Source organism: Micromonospora sp. H61 (assembly GCF_018070325.1).
In the GTDB taxonomy this organism is placed as follows: domain Bacteria; phylum Actinomycetota; class Actinomycetes; order Mycobacteriales; family Micromonosporaceae; genus Micromonospora; species Micromonospora salmantinae.
Window position 1 is genome coordinate 38,305 of sequence record NZ_JAGPXY010000019.1, and the last position, 23,646, is coordinate 61,950.

Genomic DNA, 23,646 nt, shown 5'->3' on the forward strand with positions numbered 1-23,646 from the left:
CTACCGTTACCGCCATGAACGGACGCCGTGTCGCGGTCGCCGCGAGCATGATCGTTTTTGGGGTGGTTGGCCTGGTCATCGGCGCGGTCGCCCTCGCCTCCGGCAGCCTGCCGATGGTCGGACTGGTGGCCGTCGGCGCCCTGGTGGCCGTGCTCGGCGCGGGCCTGCTGCGCGACGCGATCCGCGCGGCCCGTCTGAGCGGCCAGGATGGCCGTCGTCGCGGGCGTCCGGACCCGGACGGCGGCGGGTACCACTTCCACCCGATGCCCGCCGGTGACGCCGGGAGCGGGCACGTCGGCCGCCAGCGGGACGGCGACCACGACCGCTCCGACGATCCGGAGCCCGCCGGCGGCAGCAGCGACTCCGGGGGAGGCTGGTCCGGCTGGGGCTGGTCCGGCGGTGACTCCGGTGGCGGGTGGTCCGGTGGCGGCGACTCTGGCGGCGGTGGCGGCAGTTCCTGACCGCACCCTGCGGCAGAATGCGACGTATGCGCAGCGACGTGATCACCGTCCAGACCGGGTCCCGACCGACCGTCCGGGACATCACCGCGGAGGCCCAGCAGTTCGTCTCGGGCGAGGGCGACGGCCTGCTGCACGTGTTCGTGCCGCACGCCACCGCCGGCCTGGCGATCATCGAGACCGGGTCGGGGTCCGACGACGACCTGCTCAGCGCCGTGGACGACCTGCTCCCCACCGAGGACCGCTGGCGGCACCGACACGGCTCGCCCGGCCACGGCCGCGACCACGTGCTGCCGGCGTTCATCCCGCCGTACGCCACGCTGCCGGTGCTCGGCGGTCGACTGGCGCTCGGCACCTGGCAGTCGATCTGCCTCGTCGACACCAACGGCGACAACCCGACCCGCCAGGTCCGCTTCTCCTTCCTCCCCGCCTGACCACCGTCCCGGTCCGTCGTCGCCGTCGTCCCGCCTCAAGATCCGCACAACATCCCTGAAACTGTTGCCTCAATGCACGGCGAGGCAACAAGATCCCTGATGTTGCGCGGATCGTGAGGCGTAGAGCGGGTTACGGGCGGACGGTCTCCTGGTGGACGGTCTGCTGGCCGGGGTCCGCGGACGGCGCGGCAGTGCGAGCCGCTGACGGGAGCGGGTTGTCCGCCGTCTGGTGCAGGCCGGGCACCCGGTCCTCGATCACGAACGAGGCCCGCGTGTACGCGGGCGCGTCCGGCCGAGTGACGTACGGCAGTACGTCGAAGTCGGCCGTGAGCTGCCCCGGAGTGATCGTCGTGCGGACGTACCCCCGCAGGTTGTTCTGGAAGCGTAGGTGCGGGTTGAACGCGAACCACGGGTGCGAGCCGGAGACCGAGTCCGCGCCGTCGCCGGTCGAGGTGATCGACGAGCAGACCAGCTCGGTGCCGACGGTGCGCGAGGTCGGGTCGGAGTAATCCAGCTTGAGGTCGCTGGCCCAGTGCGCGTGCACGTCGCCGGTCAGCACCACCGGGTTGCGCACCCCGGCGCCGAGCCAACCCCGGGTGATCCGGTCCCGGGAGGCGACGTAGCCGTCCCAGGCGTCCATGCTGGTGACGGTGAGCGGGCCGGCGTTGTTGTCCCGCTGGGCGAAGAAGACCTGCTGGCCCAGGATGTCCCACCGGGCGTCCGAACGGCGGAAGCCGTCCAGCAGCCACGCCTCCTGCTCCGCACCGGTGATGGAACGGCCCGGGTCCGATGCCGCCGCGCAGTCCCGGTAGCCGTCGCCGCAGGCCTGGTCGTCGCGGTACTGCCGGGTGTCGAGCATGTGGAACGTGGCCAGCCGCCCCCAGCGCACCCTCCGGTAGAGCTGCATGTCGATGCCCCGGGGGATCGAGGTGCGTCGTAGCGGCATGTTCTCGTAGTACGCCTGGAACGCCGCCGCCCGACGCGCGGGAAACTCGGGGTCCGGCGCCTCGGGCACCTCGTCGGCCCAGTTGTTCTCCACCTCGTGGTCGTCGAACACCACCACCCAGGGCGCCACCGCGTGCGCGGCCTGCAGGTCGGTGTCGGTCTTGTACTGGGCGTGCCGCTGCCGGTAGTTGGCCAGCGTCCGCGTCTCCGGTCCCTCATGGTCACGCGGGTTGCCACCCGGGACGTTGTACGTGTCCGGGGCGTATTCGTACTGGTAGTCGCCCAGGTGCAGGATCAGCTCCGGCTCGGTCTCGGCGAGGCGGCGGTAGGCGGTGAAGTAGCCGTGCTCGTACTGGGAGCAGGACGCGAAGCCCATCGCCAGGGCGGCCGGCATGCTCGACGGTGAGGGAGCGGTGCGGGTGCGCCCGATCGGCGAGAGGTGTCGCTCGGCGCGGAACCGGTAGAAGTATTCGCGCCCGGGCAGCAGGCCGGCCAGCTCCACGTGCACGCTGTGCGCCGAGCGGGTGCGGGCGACCGCGACCCCACGGCGCACCACGTGCCGGAACCGCTCGTCGGCGGCCAGCTCCCAGTGCACCGGCACGTCGCGGTCCGGCATTCCGCCGAGGCCGTCCTCGGCCAGTGGTTGCGGGGCCAGGCGGGTCCACAGCACGAAGCCGTCGTGGTCGGGGTCGCCGGAGGCGACACCGAGGGTGAACGGGTAGGTCAGCGGCCGGTGGGCCGCCGCCGCGCCGGCCGCCACCGGCAGCCCGGTGACCGCGCCCGCGGCGCCGAGTGCGGCGCCGGACAGCAGGATGGTACGTCGGGACAGTGACACGAAATCCTCCCCAGAATCCGATCTCTCGTGACTAGGGGAGCCTCGCGAGCGTTGGTGGCCGGGAGGTGACGGCGAGGGCCCCGGTCCGTCGCCGGCAGTCGAACACCGATGATCGCGGTCGATCCGCCCCCGCGGGGTTCCAGTCCTCGCCGAGGAGTTTGATCGGTGACCTGGGCGGTGAGATGGCGTGCGTACGATGTGGTCGTGACGCGGCAGATGGGTTCCGCGGTGAGCGGTCCGGCGGATCGGGCCGGTCTCGCCGTCGATGTGGTGCGGCGGATGGCGCACGTCACCGCCGCGTTGCGACACCGGCAGGGTGCCGCGTTCGCCGAGTTGGGGCTCACCCCGGCGGCGGCCCGGGCGCTGGGGGAGTTGGACCCGGACCACCCACTGCCGGCCCGGGATCTCGCCGGTCAGTTGGGTTGCGACCGGTCGAACGTGACGGTGCTGGTCGACAAGCTGGAGCAGGCCGAGCTGGTCGAGCGCCGCACCGACCCGACGGATCGGCGGCAGAAGACACTGGTGGTGACCGAGGAGGGCCGCGTCGTGCGAGCCCGGGTGATCGAGGTGATGTCCGACTCCCGACTCCTGTCCGGGCTGAGCGACGAGGAGCTGAGCACCCTTCGTGACCTGGTCTGGAAGGTGTCCGACGGCGGCTGTCCGGAGTCCTTCGGGCCGGAGTGAGCGCACCCCCGCCGGCCGTGTCCCACTGGGCGAGCGGGGCTTCCGTCGGTAATGCTGTCCGACGTGACCACCCCGCAAGATCTCGACGACCGGTTCCGGGAGACGCTGGCGGCGCTGCCTGCCGCCGAGCGGCGGCGTGACCCCGCCGACCCGGTCACCGACGACGCCCCGCTGAGCGGCGCGCAGGTGCTTGACCTGTTCGACGCGCAGGTGACCAGCCGGCAGCTCGACCTGGCCGGCCGCTGGTTGCGCAGCTTCGGGGAGGGCTTCTACACGATCGGCTCGGCCGGGCACGAGGGCAACGCCGCTGTCGCCGCCGCGCTACGTCCCACCGATCCGGCGCTGCTGCACTACCGCTCGGGCGCCTTCTACTGCCTGCGCGCCGCCCAGGTCGCCGCCGACCCGGTGCTGGCCACCGACTCCGAGCCGTCCGCCGACCCGACGTTGGCCACCAACTCCGAGCCGTCCGCCGCCGCCGACCAGGACGTCGACCGAGCGCGGGCCGTTGGCGTCGAGCGGTCCGCCGACAGTGAGTCGACAGTCGACGGGGCGTCGACCCGCGAACCCGAGTCGACCGCCGATCCGCAGGTGTCCGAATCGGAGCCGGCCGGGACCGCACCGACCTCGGCGACCGGAGCCGCCAACGGGTTCGCGGCGTACGCCGACGCGGCCCGGGACGTGCTGCGCGGAATGGTCGCGTCCAGCCTCGAACCGATCGCCGGGGGACGGCACAAGGTGTTCGGCCGGGCCGACCTGGCCATCGTGCCGACCACCTCGACCATCGCCTCGCACCTGCCCCGCGCGGTCGGAATGGGACTGGCAGTGGAGCGGCTGCGCCGGCTGGATAGCGCCGGACGGCGTACCGGGGCCGGCGTGCGGGTCGGCAGCGGCGCCGGCGCCACGCACGCCCCCTGGCCACCGGACGCCATAGTGGTCTGCTCCTTCGGCGACGCCTCGGTCAACCACGCCAGCGCCACCGCAGCCTTCAACACCGCCGGGTGGTACGACCACGCCGGGCTGCGGATTCCGGTGCTCTTCGTCTGCGAGGACAACGGGCTGGGCATCAGCGTCCGCTCGCCGGAGGGCTGGGTCGAGGCGACCCTGCGGGCCAAGCCGGGCATCCGCTACTTCAACGCGGACGGAGCCGACCCGGTGCGGACGTACGAGGTGGCGGCGGAGGCCGCGGCCTGGGTACGCCGCAACCGGCGGCCCGCCGTGCTGCACCTGCGCACCGTGCGGCTGATGGGGCACGCCGGGGCGGACGCGGAGTCGGCGTACCGGAGTCCGGCCGAGCTGGCCGAGGACCTGGCCCGGGACCCGGTGGCCGCCACCGCGCGGCTGCTTGTCGACGCCGGCGTCGCGACCGGCGAGGAGCTGCTGGCCCGGTACGACGAGACCGGCTGGCAGGTACGCCGGCTGGCCGAGGAGGTGCTGGGCGAGCCGAAGCTGGCCTCCGCGGCCGACGTGGTGTCGACGCTGGCCCCACGACGTCCGGTGCGGGTGGCGCGGGCGGTGGCCGACGCCGCGGCGCGGGCCAGCGGGCCGGGCGCCGGCGCCCGGGCGGAGGCGTTCGGTGGGAAGCCGCCGGAGCTGGCCGGGCCGATGACCCTGGCGCAGAGCATCAACGCCGCGCTCGCCGACGGGATGCTCGACCACCCGCAGATGGCGCTCTTCGGTGAGGACGTGGCGGCCAAGGGCGGCGTGTACGGGGTGACGAAGGGGCTGCGCGACCGGTTCGGGGCGGCCCGGGTCTTCGACACCCTGCTCGACGAGACGTCGGTGCTCGGGCTGGGCCTCGGTGCCGGGCTGGCCGGGATGCTGCCGGTGCCGGAGATCCAGTACCTGGCGTACCTGCACAACGCCGAGGACCAGCTGCGCGGTGAGGCGGCCACCATGCGGTTCTTCTCGCAGGGTGCGTTCCGCAACCCGATGGTGGTGCGGGTGGCGGGCCTGGCGTACCAGGAGGGGTTCGGCGGGCACTTCCACAACGACAACTCGGTGGCCGTACTCCGGGATGTGCCCGGTCTGGTGGTCGCGGTGCCGGCGCGGCCGGACGATGCCGCGCCCATGCTGCGGACCTGTCTGGCGAGCGCGGCGGTGGACGGCAGCGTCTGCGTGTTCCTGGAACCGATCGCGCTTTACCATACCCGCGACCTGTACACGGAGGGTGACGGGGAGTGGCTGGCCGGCTATCCGGAGCCAGGTGGGTGGGTGGCCGGTCACGTGCCGATCGGGCGGGCCCGGGTCTACCGGGTCGGCTCGGCGGACGACCTCACCATCATCACCTTCGGTAACGGGGTACGGATGTCGCTGCGGGCCGCGGCCGTCCTCGCCGAGGAGGGGGTGGGCACCCGCGTGGTGGATCTGCGCTGGCTGGCTCCGCTGCCGGTGGCCGACATCATCCGGGAGTCCTCGGCGACCGGCCGGGTGCTGGTGGTGGACGAGACGCGCCGCTCCGGCGGGGTCGGCGAGGGCGTGATCGCCGCGCTGGTCGACGCCGGATATGTCGGTGCCGCACGTCGAGTGGCGGGAGTTGACTCGTTTGTACCATTAGGTCCGGCAGCACGTCACGTACTGGTCTCCGCCGAAGCCATTACCGACGGTGCCCGTACGCTGCTGGCACGGTAAATTCCGTTCCACCCGGTGCGCCACTTGCGCGAAGACCAACAACTGTGTGGACTTTGCCTGACGGCGTCGCACCGACGCCGCGAGCAGGGACGAGATGAGGAGGCACGCGACAGTGAGCGCGACCGCTGGTCAGGCCGCCGACGGGGTACGCAGCCTGGCGGACCGGTTCGGAATCGAACCGGGGATGGTCGTCATGGAGATGGGGTACGACGACGACGTCGACCAGGATCTCCGAGACGCCCTGACCGACCGCTGTGGAGATCTGGTCGACGAGGACACCGACGAGGTGGTCGACGCGGTGCTGGTCTGGTACCGGGACGGCGACGGTGACCTTTTCGAGTTGCTCGTCGATGCCCTCGGCCCGCTGGCCGACAACGGCGTCGTGTGGCTGCTCACCCCGAAGGCGGGGCGCGAGGGTCACGTCGAGCCGAGTGAGGTCGCGGAGTCCGCGCCCACCGCCGGCCTTCAGCAGACCTCGACCGTCAACGCCGGCCGGGACTGGAGCGGCGCCCGTCTGGTGCTGCGTCGAGGGGCCAAGGCCAAGAAGTAGCCAGCGCCGATCCGCTCGCCCGACGGTCCGCCCACCGCCGGGTAGCAGGCTGACGCGGTCGCCCCGACTCGACGCGAGGAGAGTTCGCATGCCCATCGAGGTTGGTGCCGAAGCACCCGACTTCGTGCTCAAGGACCAGAACAACCAGGAGGTCCGCCTATCGGACTTTCGGGGCAGGCGCGCCGTGCTGCTGGTCTTCTACCCGCTCGCCTTCACCGGCACCTGCCAGGGCGAGTTGGGCGAGGTGCGCGACAACCTCGGCGAATACGTGAACGACGACGTGCAGGTGCTTACCGTCAGCGTCGACTCGGCCTACAGCCACAAGATCTGGGCCGACCGTGAGGGCTACCAGTTCCCGATGCTCGCCGACTTCTGGCCGCACGGCGCCGTCGCCCAGGCGTACGGGGTCTTCAACGACGTGGCCGGCTTCGCCAACCGGGGCACCTTCCTCATCGACAAGACCGGTGTGGTCCGCTTCGCCGAGATGAACGGCCCGGGCGAGGCCCGCGACCAGCAGGGCTGGCGCAAGGCCATCGCCGAAGCGACAACCTGACCGGGGTACGCCGTGCGCCCGGGTCGGTGGCGGGCAGGTAAGCTTGCCAGCCACCGGCCCGCCACACGGGCGATCCGGGCGCGTAGCTCAGTGGGAGAGCACTCGCCTTACAAGCGAGGGGTCGCAGGTTCGAAACCTGCCGCGCCCACCCTTCACCGCCAACGAAGCCTCCCCGAGAAAATCAGTTCCCGGGGCGGAGCACTCGGAGCAGGGCGGTACGCAGCGCGTCGGCAGCCTCGGCGTGGGTCATCCGGCCGGCGTCGACCTCCTCGCCTGCGGCGTGGCCGATCTTGATCGTGATCGCGGCGAGCCAGTCGGCGGGGAGTCCTCTGTCGAACTCGCCGCTCGCCTGACCGCGCTGGATCACCCGAGTTATTCGTTCGGCGACCGGGGCGTGGCGTGCCACGTCGACGTCCGGGCTCACCGGAAGTGCCGCGATCTGCTGGACCAGGACCGGATAGCGCGCCGCGATCTGGGCACCGGCCTCGAGCACCCGGATCAGCGCGTCTGCGGCGGCACCGGTGTCTGGCTCGGCGGCGTCCATCGCGGCGACGGCGTCGTCGGTGATCCGGTCGACGATGGCGGCCATCAGGTGCTCGCGGGATGGAAAGTGGGCGTAGACGGTCTGCCGGGTCAGCCCTGCATCGGTGGCGATGGCGTCGAGGCTGGCATCGGGCTGCGCGTCGAGTAGCCGGATTGCCGCATCGAGGATCGCCCTGTAGTTGCGACGGGCGTCGGCGCGACGGTTGCGCTCCACTGAACGACTCATCTCTTACACCTTGCCAAATTTCTCGGAGATAGATATTTTACGAGCTGTAAAGATTCAGCGGGGATCACGAGCTGATGGTGGGTGAGATGGGCGCGCTCGATGGCACCGACCCGAAGAAGTTCATCACCGACTTCTTCACCTCCTTCATGAGCGACCTGGCTCGCGGTGACGAAGACCCGACGGTGATCGTTGATCGGTACCACACGCCCGACATTGTGCAGGTCGCCGACGGCAACCTGATGGACCGCGCCAAGCTCATCGCGCACACCCGACCGGCCCGGAAACACCAGACCGGCGCCCGGTGGGAGGTGCATGAGGCGATAGCGGACGAGGACCGTATCGCCGCCCGCTACACCCTGCACTTTCAGACCTCCAAGCGCGAGGGCAGCGTCGACGTCCACTTCTTCGGGCAGTTCGCTGCTGATGGGCGGATGCGCCGGGCGCACATGCTCACCCGATCGGTCCCCGCCAAGGTCAGCGGTGCCGCTCCAGCCGAGGTCAGCTCAGAGTCCTCGCCACCAGAGGCACCCGACCGACGGCAGTCGCCGGCATGACCGTCAGCAGCTATCGGGTGATCGGTATGGCCTGCGGGCACTGCGCAGGCTTCGTCACCGAGGAGATCGAACGGATTCCCGGTGTCACCACTGTGGCAGTGGACGTCGAACGCGACACCGTCACGGTGACGAGCGATGGACCTCTCGACATCGCCGAGGTACGTGCCGCAGTCGAGGAAGCCGGCTACGAACTGCCCTGACGTCCAGCGGTACCGCAAGCCCGGCGGCACACCTGGATCGGTCCAGGTCAAATACGAGCGATCCCTGGCAGTTCAGCAGGGCGGCACTCGGCGTTTCCAGTTGCTGAGTTGCCACCGATCAGGCAGAAGGCCAGCGCACCTAACGAGAGGTGACAGGGACGCAAATTGCCACCGGCGACGGCTCCAGATTCGGGCACCGCCATGATGGGCTGGTGCAGGACACCGTCGCCGTCGCGCTGATCACCTCACTGTCCACGCTGGCCGCCGCCGCCCTGACCGGGCTGGTCGGCGCGCTCAGCACCCGTCGGCAACTGGCCCACCAGCTCACCGTCGCCAGACACGAGAGTGTCGAGCGCCGGGCGACGCGTCGCGATGAGCTGCGGCGGGACGCGTACGTCGGGTTCCTGAGCGCCTGCGACCAGGCGTACCGGCAGTTGGACCGGCGGTGGCTCGACGTCGGCGGGGGCGAGCCGGTGCCCGGCTACGACGAGGCGTACGCGGCCATGCGCGCCGTGGACGAGGCGTACAACCTGGTGTTGCTGGAGGGCCCGGCGGAGGTCGCGGTGGCCGGCCGGGCCGTGTTGACCAGCCTCACCACCGAGTACGCCGACCAGCGCCGGCTCGCTGACGAGCCGGGCGACGGGGGCGCGCCGCTGCGCGACCGGCACCGGGAGCGCTGGCTCGCGGCGATCGAGGTACGGACGAAGCGCCGAATCTCGTTCGTCGACGCGGTGCGCGCGGTGTTGGGTCACGAAGGGTGACGAGCCGGCGTTCCTGCGTTGAGGCCGGGCGGCGCCGGATGGCGCGGCGGCACCGCCCGGGTTCCTCAGCTGGTGAAGCCGCCGTCCACGTTGACCACCGCACCGGTCACGTAGCTGGCCTCGGGGCTGGCCAGGTGTGCGACGGTGGCCGCGATATCGGCGGGGCGAGCGTACCGGCCGACGGCGGTGAATCCGCTGATCGCCGCCGCGTTCGGTCCGTCCGCCGGGTTGGCGTCGGTGTCCGTCGGCCCGGGGTTGACCAGGTTGACGGTGATGGCCCGTGGGCCCAGTTCACGGGCCAGGCCCCGGGTCAGCCCGACCAGAGCGGTCTTGCTCATCGCGTAGAGCGTCAGCCCGGGAAATACCGCCCGTTCACCGACGTTGCTGCCGATGCTGATGATCCGTCCGCCGTCGCCCAGGTGCCGCAGCGCCGCCCGCGCGGCGACGTACGGTGCCCTGATGTTGACCGCGATCGTCTGCTCCATCTCTGCCGAGCCGAGGTCGTCCAGGGCGCCGACCAGGAACACCGCGGCGTTGTTGACCAGGATGTCCAACCGACCCAGTTCGGCGGCCGCCCGGTCGACCGCGCCCCGCACGGCGGCCGGGTCGGCGCCGTCCGCCTGGATTGCCAGCGCTCTGCGGCCCAGCGCCTCGATCTGCTTCACCACGGTTGCGGCCCGCTCGGCGTCCTGCCGGTAGGTCAGCGCCACGTCGGCCCCGTCCTGTGCAAGGCGCAGCGCGATGCCGGCTCCGATGCCCCGGGAACCCCCGGTCACCAGGGCGACCCTGTTGTTGAGTGTCGTCGTCATGCAAACGATCATCTGGCCGCGCAGCCCTCCCGTCTGGCGGCCATCGGACGTCTCGCTCCGACCTCGAGGTCCGATACCCGCGATCATCGACGGCCTGCGGACCTGGCGGTCCGCCATGATCCGCGCAACGTCGCGGATCCTGCCGCCTCACCAGGCGACAAGACAGCAGGATCACCGAAGTTGCGCGGATCTTGCGAGGTGGGGGAGGGTGGGGCGAGCGATTCGGGGAGCGTGGTCGTGGAACTGGCAGGCATTGGCGCGGTGCTCTTCGACATGGATGGCACCCTTGTCGACTCCGACGCCGCTGTGGAGCGGGCCTGGGAGCGGTGGGCCGCCGAGTACGGCGTCGACCTGGCGGCGGCGTTGGCGATCGCGCACGGCAGCCCGGCCGACCGGACCATCCGCCGGCTGCTGCCCGCGCTCGACGAGGCGGCGGTCGCCGCCGCCGCGGCACGACAGCTCGCGTTGCAGTACGACGACCTGTCCGACGTGACGGCCACCTCCGGGGCGCACGAGCTGCTGAACGCGCTGGCCCGGCTGGGCTTGCCCTGGGCGGTGGTGACCAGCGCCGACACGCCGCTCGCCGAGGCCCGGCTCGGCGCCGCCGGCATCAAGGCGCCGGTGCTCGTCACGGTGGAGGACGTCAGCGTCGGCAAGCCGGACCCGGAGGGCTACCTGCGGGGCGCGGCGCTGCTGGGCGTACCGGTGGTGCGGTGCCTGGTCGTCGAGGACGCCGAGGTCGGCCTGCGGGCGGGGCGGGCGGCCGGGGCGATGACCGCCGCGCTGAAGGGCCTCGACGGCGACCTGCGCCTGCACGACCTGGCCCAACTGGCGCACCAGCTGGAGTCGGCACCCACTGTGCCCTGACCCGCCCGGCGATCACTGGTGCGGGCGGGAAATGGAAGTTCCGAGGTGGCCACCCGCTCGCGACGACGAAGGGGAGACGCTGTGGAGTTGACGTTGACGCCGATGACGGCACAGGAGTTGGCCCGCCTGCTCGGATCACTGGAGCAGGGGTACGCCGAGGACCTGGTGGCGCACCGGGGGATGACCCCGGAGGCGGCCCTCGACCGGTCGGTCAACCAGATCCGGGAGTCGCTGCCGGCGGGCGCGGCCACCGAGAGGGCCCTGCTGCGGGTGGGCCGGGTCGGCGACACCGAGATCGGCTGGATCTGGGTGACCCTGCCGACGGCCGCCGCCCCGGACCAGGCCTGGATCCACAACATCGAGGTGCACGAGGAACACCGGGGACGCGGGTACGCGCGGCGGATGATCCAGCTCATCGAGGCCGAACTCGCCCAGCTCGGCGTGCCCGAGCTGGGTCTGAACGTCTTCGGTACGAACACCGTGGCGATCGGCCTCTACCGCAGTCTGGGCTTCGAGGTCACCTCGCAGCAGATGGCGAAGCGCCTCACCACGGCGGGCTGAGCCGGCGGCGGCCCCGCTGACGGGTCCCTTCGGCAGGACTGTTCACCTGCCCAGCGGGAAACCGGCGCGGACCGCACCTGGGGAGGAGCGACGGATGACGCACGGCGCCGGACTGACCATCGGTGTGCTCGGCTCGTACGGTGGGCGAAACCTCGGCGACGAGGCGATCCTCACCGGCCTGCTCACCGATCTGCGCACGCAGGAACCGAACGCCCGGATCATCGTCTTCTCTCGGAACCCGGAGCACACCCGGGCCGCACACCCGGACGTCGAAGCGGTGCCCTGGGAGGGCGTGAGCCGTACCGACTCGGCCCTGGTCCTGGCCCAGCTCGACCTGCTCATCCTGGGCGGTGGCGGCATCCTGTACGACCGGGAGGCCCGCCGTTACCTGCGGGTGGTCCGGGTGGCCCAGGAACGCGGCCTGCCGCTGATCACGTACGCGGTGGGGGTCGGGCCGCTCAGCGACGGGGTGGACACCGGCATGGTCCGGGAGACGCTCGCCAGCGCGACCCAGGTGACCGTCCGGGACCAGGAGTCCCGGATGGTGCTGGAGGAGGCCGGCCTGCTCAACCCGATCACGGTCACCGCGGACCCGGCGTTCCTCCTGCAACCGGAGGAGTTCCCGGCCCACCTGCTGGCTGAGGAGGGTGTGCCGGTCGGCAAGCGCCTCGTCGGGATCAGCGTGCGGGAGCCGGGCCGGGCCGCCGAACGCCTCGACGTGGACGGCTACCACCGGCTGTTGGCCCAGATCGGTGACTTCCTGGTGCACCGGATCGACGCGTACGTGCTGTTCGTGCCGATGGAGCGCGACGACATCCGGCACTCCCACGGCGTGCTGTCGCACATGGTCGCCGCCGAACGAGGTCGAATCCTGCACGGCACCTACTCTCCGCAGCAGGTGCTGGGGCTGATGCGCCACTTCGACCTGGCCGTCGGCATGCGCCTGCACTTCCTGATCTTCGCGGCGATGGTCGGTACGCCGTTCCTGCCCCTGCCGTACGCCGGCAAGGTCTTCGACCTGGCCCAACGGCTCGGCGTGCCGGCGCTACGCGGCGTGGAGCGGGAGGTCGAGGGGCCGCTGCTGGCCGAGGTGGACCGGCTCTGGGACGAGCGGGAGCAACGCGCCGAGGCCACCGCACGACGGGTGGCGGAGGTGTGCGATCAGGCGCGGGGCACCTCGGAGGTCACCCGCGGCGTGTTGGAGAGCCTGCGCAGCCAGGCCCTCACCCGGGTCTGAGCGGGCGGTCACACCGCCGGGCCGGTCCACCGGTAGCGCCACTCGCGGGCCTCCTCGCGGGCGGTCTCCAACTCGTAGATCTGCGCGTTGGCCAGCCCACCGGAGCCGAGGTGGTGGTGGGTCAGCGGCGGGCGGCCGTTGCTGTCCAGTTCGACGGTGATGGTCTGCCCGTCCGCCGTGCCGCCGACGAGAAGGATCTGCACGGATGAAGCCATGCGCCCATCCTGCCCGGCGAAGCGCCCGACCGCAGCGGATAGCGGGGCAGCGGGGCGCCCGGCCCGTGGCTAGGGTCGGCGGATGGAGCAGACGATCGATCCCACGCTCGGTCCGGTGCTCGCCCGCACCGGCGACGAACGCGCCGTCCTGACCTCGTTCCTCGACTTCCACCGGGCCGTGGTGCTGCGCAAACTGCGCGGTCTCTCCGACGCCGACGCCCGACGCCGGCTGGTGCCGTCGACGACCACGCTCGCCGGGTTGGTCAAACACCTGACAGTGGTCGAGCGGAACTGGTTCCCGACCCTGCTGGCCCCCGAGCCCGGCGACGTCTACCTGACCTCCGAGGAGGACGCGCTCGCCAGCTTCACGCTGAGCGACCAGGAAAGCATCGGCGGGCTCACCGAGGCGTACGAGCGGGCCTGCGCCCGCTCCCGGGCGGTCGCCGCGAGCATCGACCTCGACCACGTGGTGCCGCACCCGCAGCTCGGTGAGGTGTCGCTGCGCTGGATTCTGGTGCACATGATCGAGGAGACGGCCCGGCACGCGGGCCACGCCGACATCCTGCGCGAGCTGACCGACGGCGAGGCCGGCGCGCTCTGAGCCCCGCGATCGTGCACTTTCTGTGGCGACAAAAGGTGCACTGTTCGCAGAACGCCGACACGAACTGCAAGATCGCGTAGGTGGGGCGGTGGGTGCGGCCGTCTGGTCAGGCGGGCCGCCTATTCTGGGGGCGGGCGGCGACTAGGGGGAGCAGGTGCTGGTCATCCACGGGCTGTGGTTGCCCGGCGGCAGCTCGACGGGCGGCCTGGCCGTCTGGGCCGAGGACAGCGCCGCACCGATTCCCGCTGCGCGTTCGGGCCGGCCGGCCCGGGAACGCCGGCATCCCTTCGCCGCCGGGCACACCGACCTGGCCGCCGTCCTCGCCGACGCCGCCGAGCCGAGCCGGCCGGACACCGCGCTGCTCACCCTGCCCACCCTGGCGGGCGCGCCGACCGACTCACCAGAGCTGATCCGGACCACCGTCGCACCTGCGGTCCGCGGCCGGCTCACACTGGCCGGGTGGCGGGTCCCGACCCTGGTGTACGCCCCGGACGACGCCCTGTCGCTGCTGCGAGCCCTGGACGACATCCCAGCGGTGGCCGGGGCCACAGTGCGGCACCTCGCCGAGCTGGCCGACTTCGCCGCCGACCTGGTGACCCGTGGCCGCGTCCTCCCCGGCGTGCGCACGACGACGGGCGACCAGCCTCCCGGTGCTGGCACGACGGCGGGTGACCGGATGCCCGGCGCTGGCGCGACGGCGGTGTCGGGCGATGCCGGGCAGGTGCCCGCGCAGGCGGTCTGGCGTCCGCTGCTGACCGGCACCGACGCCGCCTGGGCGCGCTCGCTGGCGCTGGCCCTGCCACCGGCCGCCCGAGCCGCCGTCCTGCCGCCTGCCACCGCCGCGCTAACGGCGCCGACCGCCGCCGCCGCGCAGGGGCTCACCGGGAGCGCCGCCACGTCTGCTGCGGCGACCGTTGGTTCGAGTGGACCTGAGCTGACCGCTGCCGCCCTGGTCGCGGATGCGCTGGACGCGTTGACCGACGCCGCCGCGAGGGCTGCGCTGGCGAGCACCACGCTGGCCCGGGGGCTGCGCCCGGGTGGTCCGGCGCCGGCCTGGTTGGCAGCGCTCGCCGGCCCGCAGCGGGACTTCACCATCGACCCGGCCGGGCTGTCCACTCTCTCCGCCGAACTGGACGCCTGGCAGCGCGACGCCGCCGGTGGCCCGGTGCGGGCCAGTTTCCGCCTTGTGGAGCCGGCCTCCGACGAGGTCACCGAACCGATCCTGGCCACCCGAGCGGTGCCCGCCGACGGTATGCCGGTGCCCGCCGACAGCGCGCCGGTGTCGGTCGGGTCGATCGGTGCCGCGCGCTGGCGGTTGGAGTTCGGATTGCAGGCCGCGGACGAGCCCGGCCTGCACGTCGACGCCGGGGACATCTGGCGAGCGCCGCAGACCCTCGGCGGCCTGGTCGGCCGGACGTCCAGTCCGCAGGAGACGCTCCTCGCCGAGCTGGGCCGGGCCAGTCGGCTCTGGCCGGACCTGGACGCCGCGCTGCGTACCGCCGCCCCGGAGGCGATGGAACTCGACGTCGAGGGGGCGCACCGGTTCCTCAGCGCGGGCGCCCCGGTGCTGCACGCGGCCGGTTTCGGGGTGCTGCTGCCGTCCTGGTGGCAGCGTCCGTCGGCGCGACTGGGCGCCCGGTTGCGAGCGCGCAGCCGCACCGCGCCGGGCACTGTGGGTGGCGCCGATGCCGGAGTCGGCCTGGACGCCCTGGTCGACTACCGCTGGGAGATCGCGCTCGGTGACCAGCCGCTCTCCGCCGAGGAGTTGGCGGCGCTGGCCGAGACGAAGACCCCGCTGGTGCGGCTCCGTGGCCGGTGGGTGGAGCTGGACCCGGGGCGGCTCGCGGCTGGGCTGCGCCTGCTCCGCTCCGCGGGCGAGCTGACCGTCGCCGACCTGCTCCGCCTCGGGCTGGCCGACGGCGAGGCCACCGGCGAACTGCCGGTGCTGGAGGTGACCGCCGACGGGGCGCTGGGCGACCTGCTCGCCGGCGCTGTCGAGCGGCGGCTCACCCCGCTGGACCCGCCACCGGGCTTTCGGGGGACGCTGCGGCCGTACCAGCAGCGGGGGCTGGCGTGGCTTGCCTTCCTGCGCTCACTCGGTCTGGGCGGTGTGCTCGCCGACGACATGGGGCTGGGCAAGACGGTGCAACTGCTCGCGCTGCTCGCCGGGGACCCGTCGGAGGCCGGGCCGACGCTGCTGGTCTGTCCGATGTCGCTGGTCGGCAACTGGCAGCGGGAGGCGGCCCGGTTCACCCCGGAGCTGCGGGTGCACGTACACCACGGTGCCGAGCGGGCGCGGGGGGCGGAGTTCACAGCGGCCGCGCACGGCGCGGACCTGGTCCTCACCACCTACTCGGTGGCCGCCCGTGACGCCGCCGACCTGGCCGGCATCGACTGGCACCGGGTGGTGGTGGACGAGGCGCAGGCGATCAAGAACGCGTCGACCCGGCAGGCAGAGGCGGTTCGCGCGCTGCCCGCCCGACAGCGGGTGGCGGTGACCGGCACGCCGGTGGAGAACCGCCTCGCCGACCTCTGGTCGATCATGCAGTTCGCCAACCCGGGTCTGCTCGGGCCGGCCGCGACGTTCCGCAAACGGTTCGCCGAGCCGATCGAGCGGCACGGCGACGTCGAGGCCGCCGAGCGGCTCCGCCGGATCACCGGCCCGTTCGTGTTGCGCCGGCTCAAGACCGACTCGTCGATCATCTCCGACCTGCCAGAGAAGCTGGAGATGGAGGTGCTCTGCAACCTCACCGCGGAGCAGGCCGCGCTGTACCGGGTGGTGGTCGACGACATGCTCGCCCGGATCGAGACCAGCGACGGCATCGAACGGCGCGGCCTGGTGCTGGCCACCATGACCCGCCTCAAGCAGGTCTGCAACCACCCCGCCCAGCTGCTGCGCGACGGCTCACCGCTGGAGGGCCGCTCCGGCAAGCTGGCTCGGCTCACCGAGATCCTGGAGGAGGTGCTGGCGGCGGGGGAGCGGGCACTGCTCTTCACCCAGTACGCCGAGTTCGGTGCGATGTTGCGGGGTCACCTGTCGGCGCGGTTCGGCCGGGAGGTGCTGTTCCTGCACGGTGGCCTCGGCAAGGCCGAGCGGGACGCCCTGGTGCAGCGTTTCCAGTCGGCGGAGGGTCCGCCGCTGTTCGTCCTCTCCCTCAAGGCCGGCGGCACCGGGCTGACCCTGACCGCCGCGAACCACGTGGTGCATGTGGACCGGTGGTGGAACCCGGCGGTTGAGGACCAGGCCACCGACCGGGCGTTCCGGATCGGGCAGCGCCGACGGGTGCAGGTGCGCAAGTTCGTGTGTGCCGGCACTGTCGAGGAGAAGGTGGCCGCGATGATCGCCGACAAGCGCAGCCTGGCCGAGCGGGTGGTCGGCACCGGCGAGCAGTGGATCACCGAGTTGTCCACCGGCCAGTTGCGGGACCTGTTCGCCCTGGAAGCCGGCGCGGTGGTCGAGTGACGGATTTTGCCGACTACGGGCGCCCGCGTCGGGTCGACGGGGGTCTGCGGGCGCGCAGTGCCCGGGGCGCGATCGGCCGGTCCTGGTGGTCGCGGCGTTTCCTGGAGGTGCTGGAGTCGTTCGCGCTCGGCACCCGGCTGACCCGGGGCCGGTCGTACGCGCGGGCCGGTCAGGTGCTCACCCTCGACATCACACCTGGGCGGGTCAAGGCGGTGGTGCAGGGCTCCCGGCCGCAGCCGTACCAGGTGTCTATCGCGCTGAAGCCGTTCCCGGCGGCGCTCTGGTCCCGAATCGAGGACGAGCTGGCCGGGCAGGCGTTCTTCAGCGCCCGGCTGCTCGCCGGAGACCTCCCCGACGAGTTGGAGGAGCTGTTCGCCGCCGCCGGCGCGCCGCTCTTCCCGGCCGCCGTGGACGAGTTGACCCAGCGCTGCAACTGCCCCGACTTCGCGGTGCCGTGCAAGCACCTCGCGGCGACGTTCTACCTGCTGGCCGAGGCGTTCGACGCGGACCCGTTCGAGCTGCTGCACTGGCGCGGTCGGTCCCGGGCGGAGTTGCTCGACGCACTCCGCGCCCGGCGGGCCGCGACCACCGGTGCCATACCGCCGCCCCCACCGGTCGACCCACCGTCCGGACCGGACGGTGCGGTGTCGACAGTGGACGCCGGTGCGCCGGTCGGTGCCGCCCGGGCGCTCGCCGGGCTGTCGGCGACGCCGCTGGCGGAGGCGGCGGACCGGTTCTGGTCAGCGTCGGTGCCGCTGCCGGATCGGCCGCCCCGGCTGGTGACCGGCACCGACCTGCTGCTGCGCCAGCTCGGAGCGCCGGCCCCGGCCATCGGTGGGCCGGGACTGCTCGAACGGTTGCGCCGCGCGTACCGGGCGTTCGGTCCGGCCGACAGGTGAGCTGTCGCGTCCACCGGTTGAGCCGTCCCGTCGAGCGGTCGAGCAGTCACGTCCAGCGGCGGCGGAACCGCCACATGATCGCGGCGTTGGCTACCAGCACCACCGCGCAGATCGCGCCGGTGAGTCGGCCGGCGAACACGGCTATCGCCGGCAGCGACGCCCACAGCACGATGGTCAACAACATCAGGTAGCGGCCCCTGCGGGCTCGGGCCCGATGGTCCAGCCGGTTGAAGAAAGCCGGGTCACTTTCCCGGAGCTGACGGGTGATCTGGTCGAATCTGCGCTGATCCTCTTTGCTGAGCATGGCGCTGCCTTCCCCTCACGCGTTCAGCGGTTCGGCGGCATACCCGCTGCGGTGGCGGCTCACGCTCGCCCGTTGCTGCTACTTTTCCTCCACGCGAGCGCGCTTCATGTCCGGCTTACCTGAACCTTAAGTTTGCCTTTGGTGGTGAACGGCGCCGAAACTGTCGCGTACGGCAGCGTGGTCCGATCCGTGCTCGGCTGCCGCGCGTAGGCCCTGCTGGGAAGGTCTGCGGGCGGGTCCGTCCCACCGCCCACCGCCGAGGTCGCGTTGAGCGCTGTCTTAAGTGCCCTCACGAGTGGGTTCCGGCCACCTTGAAGGGCCCTGGGGCCTTGGTTACCTTGCCGTAGCAACCCCCTCAGGCAACAGTCGCCGCACCTGCCGCACCTGCCCGGTAGCAGCTTCCGGCGCTCATCAGAAATCGGGATTGGTACATGGCCGACCAGAATGTGCCACCACGTCGACCGCGGGACGACCGCGGTTGGGACGGACATCAGCACCCCAGCGCTGACGGCTACGGCGACCCCCACACGCCCGCGCCCTACGGCTACGACTCGCCCCACCCCCACCAGGGCGGCTACGCCGCGCCGGCCGACCCGCGTGAGCAGTACGCCGGGCAGCCCGCGCCCGCCCCGCGCGGTCCGCAGTGGGTCGGCCCGGAGGGCCTCGGCCGTCCGGCCCCGGCACGGCCGGCCGGCACCGGACTGCCCACCCTCGACGATGACAACGAGCCGGGTCGCAAGGTTGGCCGACGTAAGGCGATGGTGGCCCTCGGTGGCACCGCCGCCGTCGTCGCCGGTGGTGCGGCGCTCGCCATGACCCCGCAGATCCGTGGCCTCTTCGGCGACGAAGCGGCGGCCGGCGACGCGACCGGCAGCACGGTGACCGACGGCACCGCGGCGCGGCCCAGCGGCCAGCAGCCCAGCACCGTGCGTACCTACACCGAGCAGAACGAAAGCTACATGGGTTCGCGGGCCGGTGAGGCGCTGAAGAAGAACGCGCCGGCCGGTGGGCGGACCTTCTCCGGCCCGGCGGCGGCCGCGGCGGCGACCAAGGTGACAGTGAAGACGGTGCTGGCCAAGGACCCGATCCTGCACCTGGCCCGGCGCGCCACCTTCGGCGCGACGCCCGCTGTGGTCGCCGACATCAAGCGCGAGGGCATGGACGCCTGGATCCGCGCTCAGCTGGACCCGGAGAAGTTGGAGCCGAGCAAGGGCGAGCTGAAGCTCGCCGAGCTGCCGACCCAGAAGCTCTCCGTGCAGCAGCTGCGTGACCAGCGGGACAAGCTCAACGAGCAGGACGCGCACCCGGAGCGGGAGATGGTCGACGCCACCATCGCCCGGCAGATCTGGTCCAAGCGCCAGCTGTTCGAGGTGATGGTCGACTTCTGGAACGACTTCCTGCACGTCGCCGCGGACTTCGACGGCGGCGAGGTTTACCGCAGCTCGTTCGACCAGGACGTCGTGCGCAAGCACGCGCTGGGCAGCTACCCGGAGATGCTGGTCGCCGCGAACAAGCACCCGGCGCTGCTGATCTACCTGAACCAGAAGGACTCCCGCAAGGACGCGATCAACGAGAACCTCGCCCGGGAGAACCTCGAGCTCTACTCGGTCGGCGTCGACGGCGGCTACAAGGAGCCCGACGTCCGGCAGGCCGCCATGTTGCAGACCGGCCGCGGTGTGGACGACAAGGGCAAGTACGTCTTCCGCCCCGAGCAGCACTACGTCGGCAAGGTGAAGATCCTCGGCTTCACCCACGCGAACAACTCGGCCGACCCGAAGAAGGCCGAAGCGGCGATCGACGCGTACATCACCTACATCGCGACGCACCCGTCGACAGCGAAGTACGTGGCGCAGAGCCTGGCCACCCGGTTCGTCTCGGACACCCCACCGAAGTCCCTTGTGGACCGGTTGGCCAAGACGTACACCACGAACAAGGGCATGATCAAGCCGGTCCTGATGACGCTGTTCTGCTCCTCGGAGTTCTGGGCCGGGGTGGGCCAGAAGGTGCGCCGGCCGATGGAGTACCTGGTCGCCACGTACCGCACCCTGGGCGTCTCGCCGGAGGCGTCGCCGAAGCACAACAACGGCGACAGCAAGCGCACCGCGTACGCCCGGGGGCTGCGCCAGATCCACGACAAGATGCGCGAGCTGGGCCAGTCCCCGATGGGTCATCCGACCCCGGACGGCTACCCGGACGTCTACGTCGCGTGGACCTCGGCCGGCACGATGGTCAACGGCTGGAACGAGGCGGGCGAGATCCTCGCCGGCTACCGCACCACGTTCACGTACACGGCGCCGGAGAAGCTGGTCGCCAAGCCACCGGCGACGGCCGGGGCGTACGTGGACGCGCTCTCGCTGCGGCTGGTGGGCCAGAAGTTGAGCACGCGGGAGAAGAACCTCATCCTCGGCGTGGCCGGTGTGGCGGCGACCACCAAGGTCGACGCCACGTTCAACGGGGCCATCACCGCCGTCGCGCGGGCGATCCTCGCTTCCCCCCAGCACCACCTCCGGTGAGGCACCCGATGGAGAAGACTGTGTACAACTCTTTCCCCCTGCACCCCGAATGCCCCGACGTGCGACGGCTGGCCGACAACCCGGCCGAGGCGTTGCTGCGCGCCGAGGCGGACATCGTCGCCGCCGAGAACGCCGCCGAGTTCGACAGGTACCGCACCCTGGAGGACCTGGAGGAGGCCCAGCAGGACGGTCGCGGCGTGACCCGGCGGACCTTCGTCGCCGGTGCCGCGGCCACCGCCACCGCGCTGGCCACCGCCCAGTTCGTCACCACCTCGGCGTCGTTCGCGGCGACCAAGACCGGCACCCTGATCCACGTCTTCCTCTACGGCGGGTTGGACGGCCTGAGCCTGATCGCGCCGGACAACGACGCGGTGCTCAACAAGGCCCGGCCCGACCTGCTGCTCGGCAACGACTCGCTGTCCCTGGGCCGCGGCTTCAAGCTGACCAGCGCGTTCAAGCCGCTGGAGAAGTGGCTCACGGCCGGCCAGCTGGGCTTCATCCCGGCGGTCTCCGACGAGCGGCTGTCCCGCAGCCACTTCCAGGCCGCCGACGCCTGCAACCTGGGTGGGCTGCCCAACGAGACCGGCGGCCGGGGTTGGCTCGACGGTCTGGTCGACAACCTGGGCAAGGGCACCGCGTTCCGCAGCGTCGGCATCGGCAGCACCCTGCCCCGCTCGCTGGTCGGCAACAACGGCGCGCTCTCGCTGAACAACGTCGGCTCCCTGCGGCTCAACGGTGACGAGCGGTTCCGGGCCGCCACGGAGAAGGCCATCAAGGGCCTCTTCACCGGGATCAACCACCCGGTCGAGGAAGCCGTGCAGGAGGGCATGGGCGCGCTGGCCACCGCCCAGAAGCTCGCCGCCAAGCCGTACCAGCCCGCCGAGGGCGTCAAGTACGAGGGCGTCGGCAACGCGTTCCAGCAACTCGCCCAGCTGATCAAGGGTGGCGCCAACGTCCGGGTCGCCACCGTCGGCATGGGTGGCTACGACACCCACGAGAACCAGGGCACCCGCGAGGGCGGCCAGCTGTACCGCCGGCTGAACGAGCTGGCCAGCGCGATGGCCGCCTTCTTCACCGACCTCGGCCCGAAGGCCGCCGACGTGACGATCATGGTGTCCAGCGAGTTCGGCCGTCGGGTCGGCTCCAACAACAACGGCACCGACCACGGGCACGGCGGCGTGGTCACCCTGCTGTCCGGCAAGAAGCTGGCCGGTTCGCTGCTGGGCACCTGGAACGGTCTGGACAAGCTGGACTCCGGTGACGTGCCGGAGTACAACAACATGTTCAACGTCTACGGCGCTGTGGCGCAGGGCCGGTTCGGGCTCACCAACGCGGAGGTCGACAAGGTCTTCCCCCGCCAGAAGTACGCCCCGATGAAGCTGTACGCGTGACGCATTCGCACACCCACGCCGCCGGCCGTCGTACCGGGACCTCGTCCCTGCACGGCGGCCGGTCGGCTGCGCCCGTACCCCCGCAGATCCCGGACCGGCGCGGGCCCGGCGGCCGCCGGCTGCTCGGCGTGCTGCTCCTGGTCGGCCTGCTCGCCAGCGTGCTGCCCTGGTGGCTGGGCACCCCGGCCGGATCGCTGCGGACCACCGCGGCCACCGTCACCTCGGCCGGCCGGATCACCGGCCTGGTCGCCGGCTACCTGCTGCTGGTGCAGGTGCTGATGATGAGCCGACTGCCGGTGCTGGAACGGTGGATCGGCGGCGAGCACATGGCCCGCTGGCACCGGGACATCGGCGCCACCCTGCTGGTCAGCGTGCTGGCGCACATGTCGCTGATCCTGGTCGGCTACGCCGACCTGCGTAACCAGTCGGTCCTCGCCGAGGTCGGCACGTTGCTCGGCGACTACGAGGACATGGTCTCGGCGTTCGTCGCCACCGGCATCATGATGCTTGTCGGCTTCAGCAGCATCCGGGCGATCCGGCGGGCGTTGCCCTACGAGCTGTGGCACCTGCTGCACCTGTCCAGCTACCTGATCCTGCTGCTCGGCTTCGGCCACCAGTTCGCCCACGGCGCGCAGCTCTACCGGCCCGGCCCGGTGCGCACCGGCTGGATCGCGCTCTACCTGCTGGTGGTCGCCGCCCTGCTCTGGGGCCGCGTCATCGCGCCGCTGGCGTTCAACCTGCGCTACAAGCTGCGGGTCGCCGACGTGGTCGCCGAGAGCCCCGACACCATCTCCATCTACCTCACCGGGGAGCGGCTCGGCAGGCTGGCGATGCTCGGCGGTCAACACTTCCGCTGGCGGTTCCTCACCCGGGGCTGCTGGTGGCAGTCGCACCCGTTCTCCGTCTCCGCCGCCGCCAACGGCCGCTGGCTGCGGGTCACCGTCAAGGTGGTCGGCACCCACACCGCCGACCTGCGCGACCTGGAACCGGGCACCCGCGTCTGGGCCGAAGGCCCGTCGGGCACCTTCACCTCCGCGCACCGGCTCCGGGAGCGGGCGCTGCTGATCGCCGGTGGCAGCGGCATCACGCCGATCCGGGCCATGCTGGAGGAGTTGCCGCCGGGCGCCGCGCTGATCTACCGGGCCCGCACCCCTGCCGACGTGCTGCTCAGCCGCGAGTTGGACTGGCTGGCCCAGGAACGCGACACCTCCGTCTGGTACGTCATCGGCTCCCGCGACGACCCCGGCCCCCGCCAGTTGATGAGCCCGGACGGGCTGCGGCAACTGGTGCCCGACGTGGCCCGGCGCGACGTCTACCTGTGCGGGCCGCCCGGTCTGGTGGAACAGTCGGTGCGGGCGCTGCGGCGGGCCGGCGTGCCCCGACGGCAGATCCACCTGGCCACGTTCGAGCTGTAG

Annotated in this window: 21 protein-coding genes, 1 tRNA gene and 3 pseudogenes; 20 read left to right on the plus strand and 5 right to left on the minus strand. The window is 71.8% G+C overall.

From position 1 onward, the window contains the following. The first annotated feature begins 14 nt into the window (after window positions 1-14). Complete coding sequence (locus KBX08_RS12425) at window positions 15-461, plus strand: hypothetical protein (protein ID WP_210783449.1); 447 nt, start codon at window positions 15-17, stop codon at window positions 459-461. 26 nt (window positions 462-487) lie between these two features. Beyond that, entirely contained in the window at window positions 488-892 is a 405-nt protein-coding gene (locus tag KBX08_RS12430) for a YjbQ family protein (RefSeq protein ID WP_167457620.1), read from the plus strand. A gap of 130 nt (window positions 893-1,022) precedes the next feature. Here KBX08_RS12430 and KBX08_RS12435 read toward each other — a convergent pair whose 3' ends face one another. Next, window positions 1,023-2,672: an alkaline phosphatase gene (locus KBX08_RS12435; RefSeq protein ID WP_210783451.1), complete on the minus strand. Its 1,650-nt coding sequence runs from the start codon at window positions 2,670-2,672 to the stop codon at window positions 1,023-1,025. 216 nt (window positions 2,673-2,888) lie between these two features. On the opposite strand from KBX08_RS12435, the gene KBX08_RS12440 reads away from it, so the two are divergent. The 6 genes and pseudogenes from KBX08_RS12440 to KBX08_RS12460 all read left to right on the plus strand — a co-directional run bounded on the left by KBX08_RS12440 (window position 2,889) and on the right by KBX08_RS12460 (window position 7,235). Continuing rightward, a complete protein-coding gene (locus KBX08_RS12440) occupies window positions 2,889-3,356 on the plus strand; it encodes a MarR family winged helix-turn-helix transcriptional regulator (RefSeq protein ID WP_210783559.1) in 468 nt (155 codons plus the stop codon). 51 nt (window positions 3,357-3,407) lie between these two features. Beyond that, window positions 3,408-3,756 (plus strand): annotated as a pseudogene (locus tag KBX08_RS34875) (transketolase); the annotation flags it as partial. 140 nt (window positions 3,757-3,896) lie between these two features. Next, window positions 3,897-5,984 (plus strand): annotated as a pseudogene (locus tag KBX08_RS12445) (thiamine pyrophosphate-dependent enzyme); the annotation flags it as partial. 112 nt (window positions 5,985-6,096) lie between these two features. Then, on the plus strand, window positions 6,097-6,534 hold the full coding sequence (locus KBX08_RS12450) for a DUF3052 domain-containing protein (RefSeq protein ID WP_030330240.1): 438 nt from the start codon (window positions 6,097-6,099) through the stop codon (window positions 6,532-6,534). Between the two features lie 88 nt (window positions 6,535-6,622). Beyond that, a complete protein-coding gene (locus tag KBX08_RS12455; RefSeq protein ID WP_210783455.1) occupies window positions 6,623-7,087 on the plus strand; it encodes a peroxiredoxin in 465 nt (154 codons plus the stop codon). A 76-nt stretch (window positions 7,088-7,163) separates the two neighbouring features. Next, window positions 7,164-7,235 (plus strand) — tRNA-Val (locus KBX08_RS12460). A gap of 33 nt (window positions 7,236-7,268) precedes the next feature. Here KBX08_RS12460 and KBX08_RS12465 read toward each other — a convergent pair. Further along, window positions 7,269-7,856, minus strand: a complete 588-nt coding sequence (locus KBX08_RS12465; protein WP_210783457.1) for a TetR/AcrR family transcriptional regulator — start codon at window positions 7,854-7,856, stop codon at window positions 7,269-7,271. Window positions 7,857-7,942: 86 nt separating this feature from the next. Here KBX08_RS12465 and KBX08_RS12470 point away from each other — a divergent pair, with 86 nt between their 5' ends. From KBX08_RS12470 to KBX08_RS12480, 3 genes are all read left to right on the plus strand, one after another. Beyond that, window positions 7,943-8,410 (plus strand): nuclear transport factor 2 family protein, encoded by a 468-nt coding sequence (locus KBX08_RS12470; RefSeq protein WP_210783459.1) that lies wholly within the window; start codon window positions 7,943-7,945, stop codon window positions 8,408-8,410. Continuing rightward, window positions 8,407-8,610, plus strand: a complete 204-nt coding sequence (locus tag KBX08_RS12475) for a heavy-metal-associated domain-containing protein (protein ID WP_210783461.1) — start codon at window positions 8,407-8,409, stop codon at window positions 8,608-8,610. Before KBX08_RS12470 ends, KBX08_RS12475 begins: the two co-directional genes overlap by 4 nt. 212 nt (window positions 8,611-8,822) lie before the next feature. Beyond that, the gene (locus KBX08_RS12480; protein ID WP_210783463.1) at window positions 8,823-9,371 is read left to right on the plus strand and encodes a hypothetical protein; all 549 of its coding nucleotides are present in this window, start codon (window positions 8,823-8,825) and stop codon (window positions 9,369-9,371) included. 65 nt (window positions 9,372-9,436) lie between these two features. On the opposite strand, the gene KBX08_RS12485 is transcribed toward KBX08_RS12480, so the two are convergent. After that, window positions 9,437-10,180, minus strand: a complete 744-nt coding sequence (locus KBX08_RS12485) for an SDR family NAD(P)-dependent oxidoreductase (RefSeq protein WP_210783465.1) — start codon at window positions 10,178-10,180, stop codon at window positions 9,437-9,439. Window positions 10,181-10,417: 237 nt separating this feature from the next. On the opposite strand from KBX08_RS12485, the gene KBX08_RS12490 reads away from it, so the two are divergent. The 3 genes from KBX08_RS12490 (at window position 10,418) to KBX08_RS12500 (ending at window position 12,845) form a co-directional block, all read left to right on the plus strand. Next, complete coding sequence (locus KBX08_RS12490; protein WP_210783467.1) at window positions 10,418-11,047, plus strand: HAD-IA family hydrolase; 630 nt, start codon at window positions 10,418-10,420, stop codon at window positions 11,045-11,047. Window positions 11,048-11,128: 81 nt separating this feature from the next. Then, window positions 11,129-11,608 carry a GNAT family N-acetyltransferase gene (locus tag KBX08_RS12495; protein ID WP_238690545.1) on the plus strand — a complete coding sequence of 160 codons (480 nt, stop codon included), beginning with the start codon at window positions 11,129-11,131 and terminating at the stop codon, window positions 11,606-11,608. Between the two features lie 94 nt (window positions 11,609-11,702). Further along, on the plus strand, window positions 11,703-12,845 hold the full coding sequence (locus tag KBX08_RS12500; RefSeq protein ID WP_210783469.1) for a polysaccharide pyruvyl transferase family protein: 1,143 nt from the start codon (window positions 11,703-11,705) through the stop codon (window positions 12,843-12,845). Window positions 12,846-12,853: 8 nt separating this feature from the next. On the opposite strand, the gene KBX08_RS12505 is transcribed toward KBX08_RS12500, so the two are convergent. Beyond that, the gene (locus KBX08_RS12505; protein WP_210783471.1) at window positions 12,854-13,060 is read right to left on the minus strand and encodes a hypothetical protein; all 207 of its coding nucleotides are present in this window, start codon (window positions 13,058-13,060) and stop codon (window positions 12,854-12,856) included. Between the two features lie 82 nt (window positions 13,061-13,142). Between KBX08_RS12505 and KBX08_RS12510 the strand changes: the two genes are divergently transcribed. From KBX08_RS12510 to KBX08_RS12520, 3 genes and pseudogenes are all read left to right on the plus strand, one after another. Next, a complete protein-coding gene (locus KBX08_RS12510; protein ID WP_210783473.1) occupies window positions 13,143-13,661 on the plus strand; it encodes a DinB family protein in 519 nt (172 codons plus the stop codon). 727 nt (window positions 13,662-14,388) lie between these two features. After that, window positions 14,389-17,124: pseudogene (locus KBX08_RS12515) on the plus strand (DEAD/DEAH box helicase); the annotation flags it as partial. Continuing rightward, a complete protein-coding gene (locus KBX08_RS12520) occupies window positions 17,121-18,023 on the plus strand; it encodes an SWIM zinc finger family protein (RefSeq protein ID WP_210783477.1) in 903 nt (300 codons plus the stop codon). The pseudogene KBX08_RS12515 and the gene KBX08_RS12520, both read left to right, overlap by 4 nt. Window positions 18,024-18,069: 46 nt before the next feature. Here the strand turns inward: KBX08_RS12520 and KBX08_RS12525 are convergent, their stop codons facing one another. Beyond that, window positions 18,070-18,327, minus strand: a complete 258-nt coding sequence (locus KBX08_RS12525) for a DUF3040 domain-containing protein (RefSeq protein ID WP_091409372.1) — start codon at window positions 18,325-18,327, stop codon at window positions 18,070-18,072. A gap of 431 nt (window positions 18,328-18,758) precedes the next feature. Between KBX08_RS12525 and KBX08_RS12530 the strand changes: the two genes are divergently transcribed. The 3 genes from KBX08_RS12530 to KBX08_RS12540 are packed head-to-tail and all read left to right on the plus strand — an operon-like array spanning window position 18,759 to window position 23,646. Beyond that, window positions 18,759-20,840 (plus strand): DUF1800 domain-containing protein, encoded by a 2,082-nt coding sequence (locus KBX08_RS12530; protein WP_210783479.1) that lies wholly within the window; start codon window positions 18,759-18,761, stop codon window positions 20,838-20,840. A gap of 8 nt (window positions 20,841-20,848) precedes the next feature. Continuing rightward, the gene (locus KBX08_RS12535) at window positions 20,849-22,231 is read left to right on the plus strand and encodes a DUF1501 domain-containing protein (protein WP_210783481.1); all 1,383 of its coding nucleotides are present in this window, start codon (window positions 20,849-20,851) and stop codon (window positions 22,229-22,231) included. Further along, on the plus strand, window positions 22,228-23,646 hold the full coding sequence (locus KBX08_RS12540) for a ferric reductase-like transmembrane domain-containing protein (protein WP_210783483.1): 1,419 nt from the start codon (window positions 22,228-22,230) through the stop codon (window positions 23,644-23,646). The genes KBX08_RS12535 and KBX08_RS12540 overlap by 4 nt, the downstream gene beginning before the upstream one ends.

Excerpts from the sequence above, each read along its gene's own strand:
- KBX08_RS12525 (WP_091409372.1), bottom strand. The coding sequence starts at position 18,327 with ATGCTCAGCAAAGAGGATCAGCGCAGATTCGACCAGATCACCCGTCAG.
- KBX08_RS12455 (WP_210783455.1), top strand. The coding sequence starts at position 6,623 with ATGCCCATCGAGGTTGGTGCCGAAGCACCCGACTTCGTGCTCAAGGAC.
- KBX08_RS12425 (WP_210783449.1), top strand. The coding sequence starts at position 15 with ATGAACGGACGCCGTGTCGCGGTCGCCGCGAGCATGATCGTTTTTGGG.
- KBX08_RS12440 (WP_210783559.1), top strand. The coding sequence starts at position 2,889 with ATGGGTTCCGCGGTGAGCGGTCCGGCGGATCGGGCCGGTCTCGCCGTC.
- KBX08_RS12500 (WP_210783469.1), top strand. The coding sequence starts at position 11,703 with ATGACGCACGGCGCCGGACTGACCATCGGTGTGCTCGGCTCGTACGGT.
- KBX08_RS12485 (WP_210783465.1), bottom strand. The coding sequence starts at position 10,180 with ATGACGACGACACTCAACAACAGGGTCGCCCTGGTGACCGGGGGTTCC.
- KBX08_RS12430 (WP_167457620.1), top strand. The coding sequence starts at position 488 with ATGCGCAGCGACGTGATCACCGTCCAGACCGGGTCCCGACCGACCGTC.
- KBX08_RS12465 (WP_210783457.1), bottom strand. The coding sequence starts at position 7,856 with ATGAGTCGTTCAGTGGAGCGCAACCGTCGCGCCGACGCCCGTCGCAAC.
- KBX08_RS12470 (WP_210783459.1), top strand. The coding sequence starts at position 7,943 with ATGGGCGCGCTCGATGGCACCGACCCGAAGAAGTTCATCACCGACTTC.
- KBX08_RS12535 (WP_210783481.1), top strand. The coding sequence starts at position 20,849 with ATGGAGAAGACTGTGTACAACTCTTTCCCCCTGCACCCCGAATGCCCC.
- KBX08_RS12475 (WP_210783461.1), top strand. The coding sequence starts at position 8,407 with ATGACCGTCAGCAGCTATCGGGTGATCGGTATGGCCTGCGGGCACTGC.
- KBX08_RS12505 (WP_210783471.1), bottom strand. The coding sequence starts at position 13,060 with ATGGCTTCATCCGTGCAGATCCTTCTCGTCGGCGGCACGGCGGACGGG.
- KBX08_RS12530 (WP_210783479.1), top strand. The coding sequence starts at position 18,759 with ATGGCCGACCAGAATGTGCCACCACGTCGACCGCGGGACGACCGCGGT.
- KBX08_RS12510 (WP_210783473.1), top strand. The coding sequence starts at position 13,143 with ATGGAGCAGACGATCGATCCCACGCTCGGTCCGGTGCTCGCCCGCACC.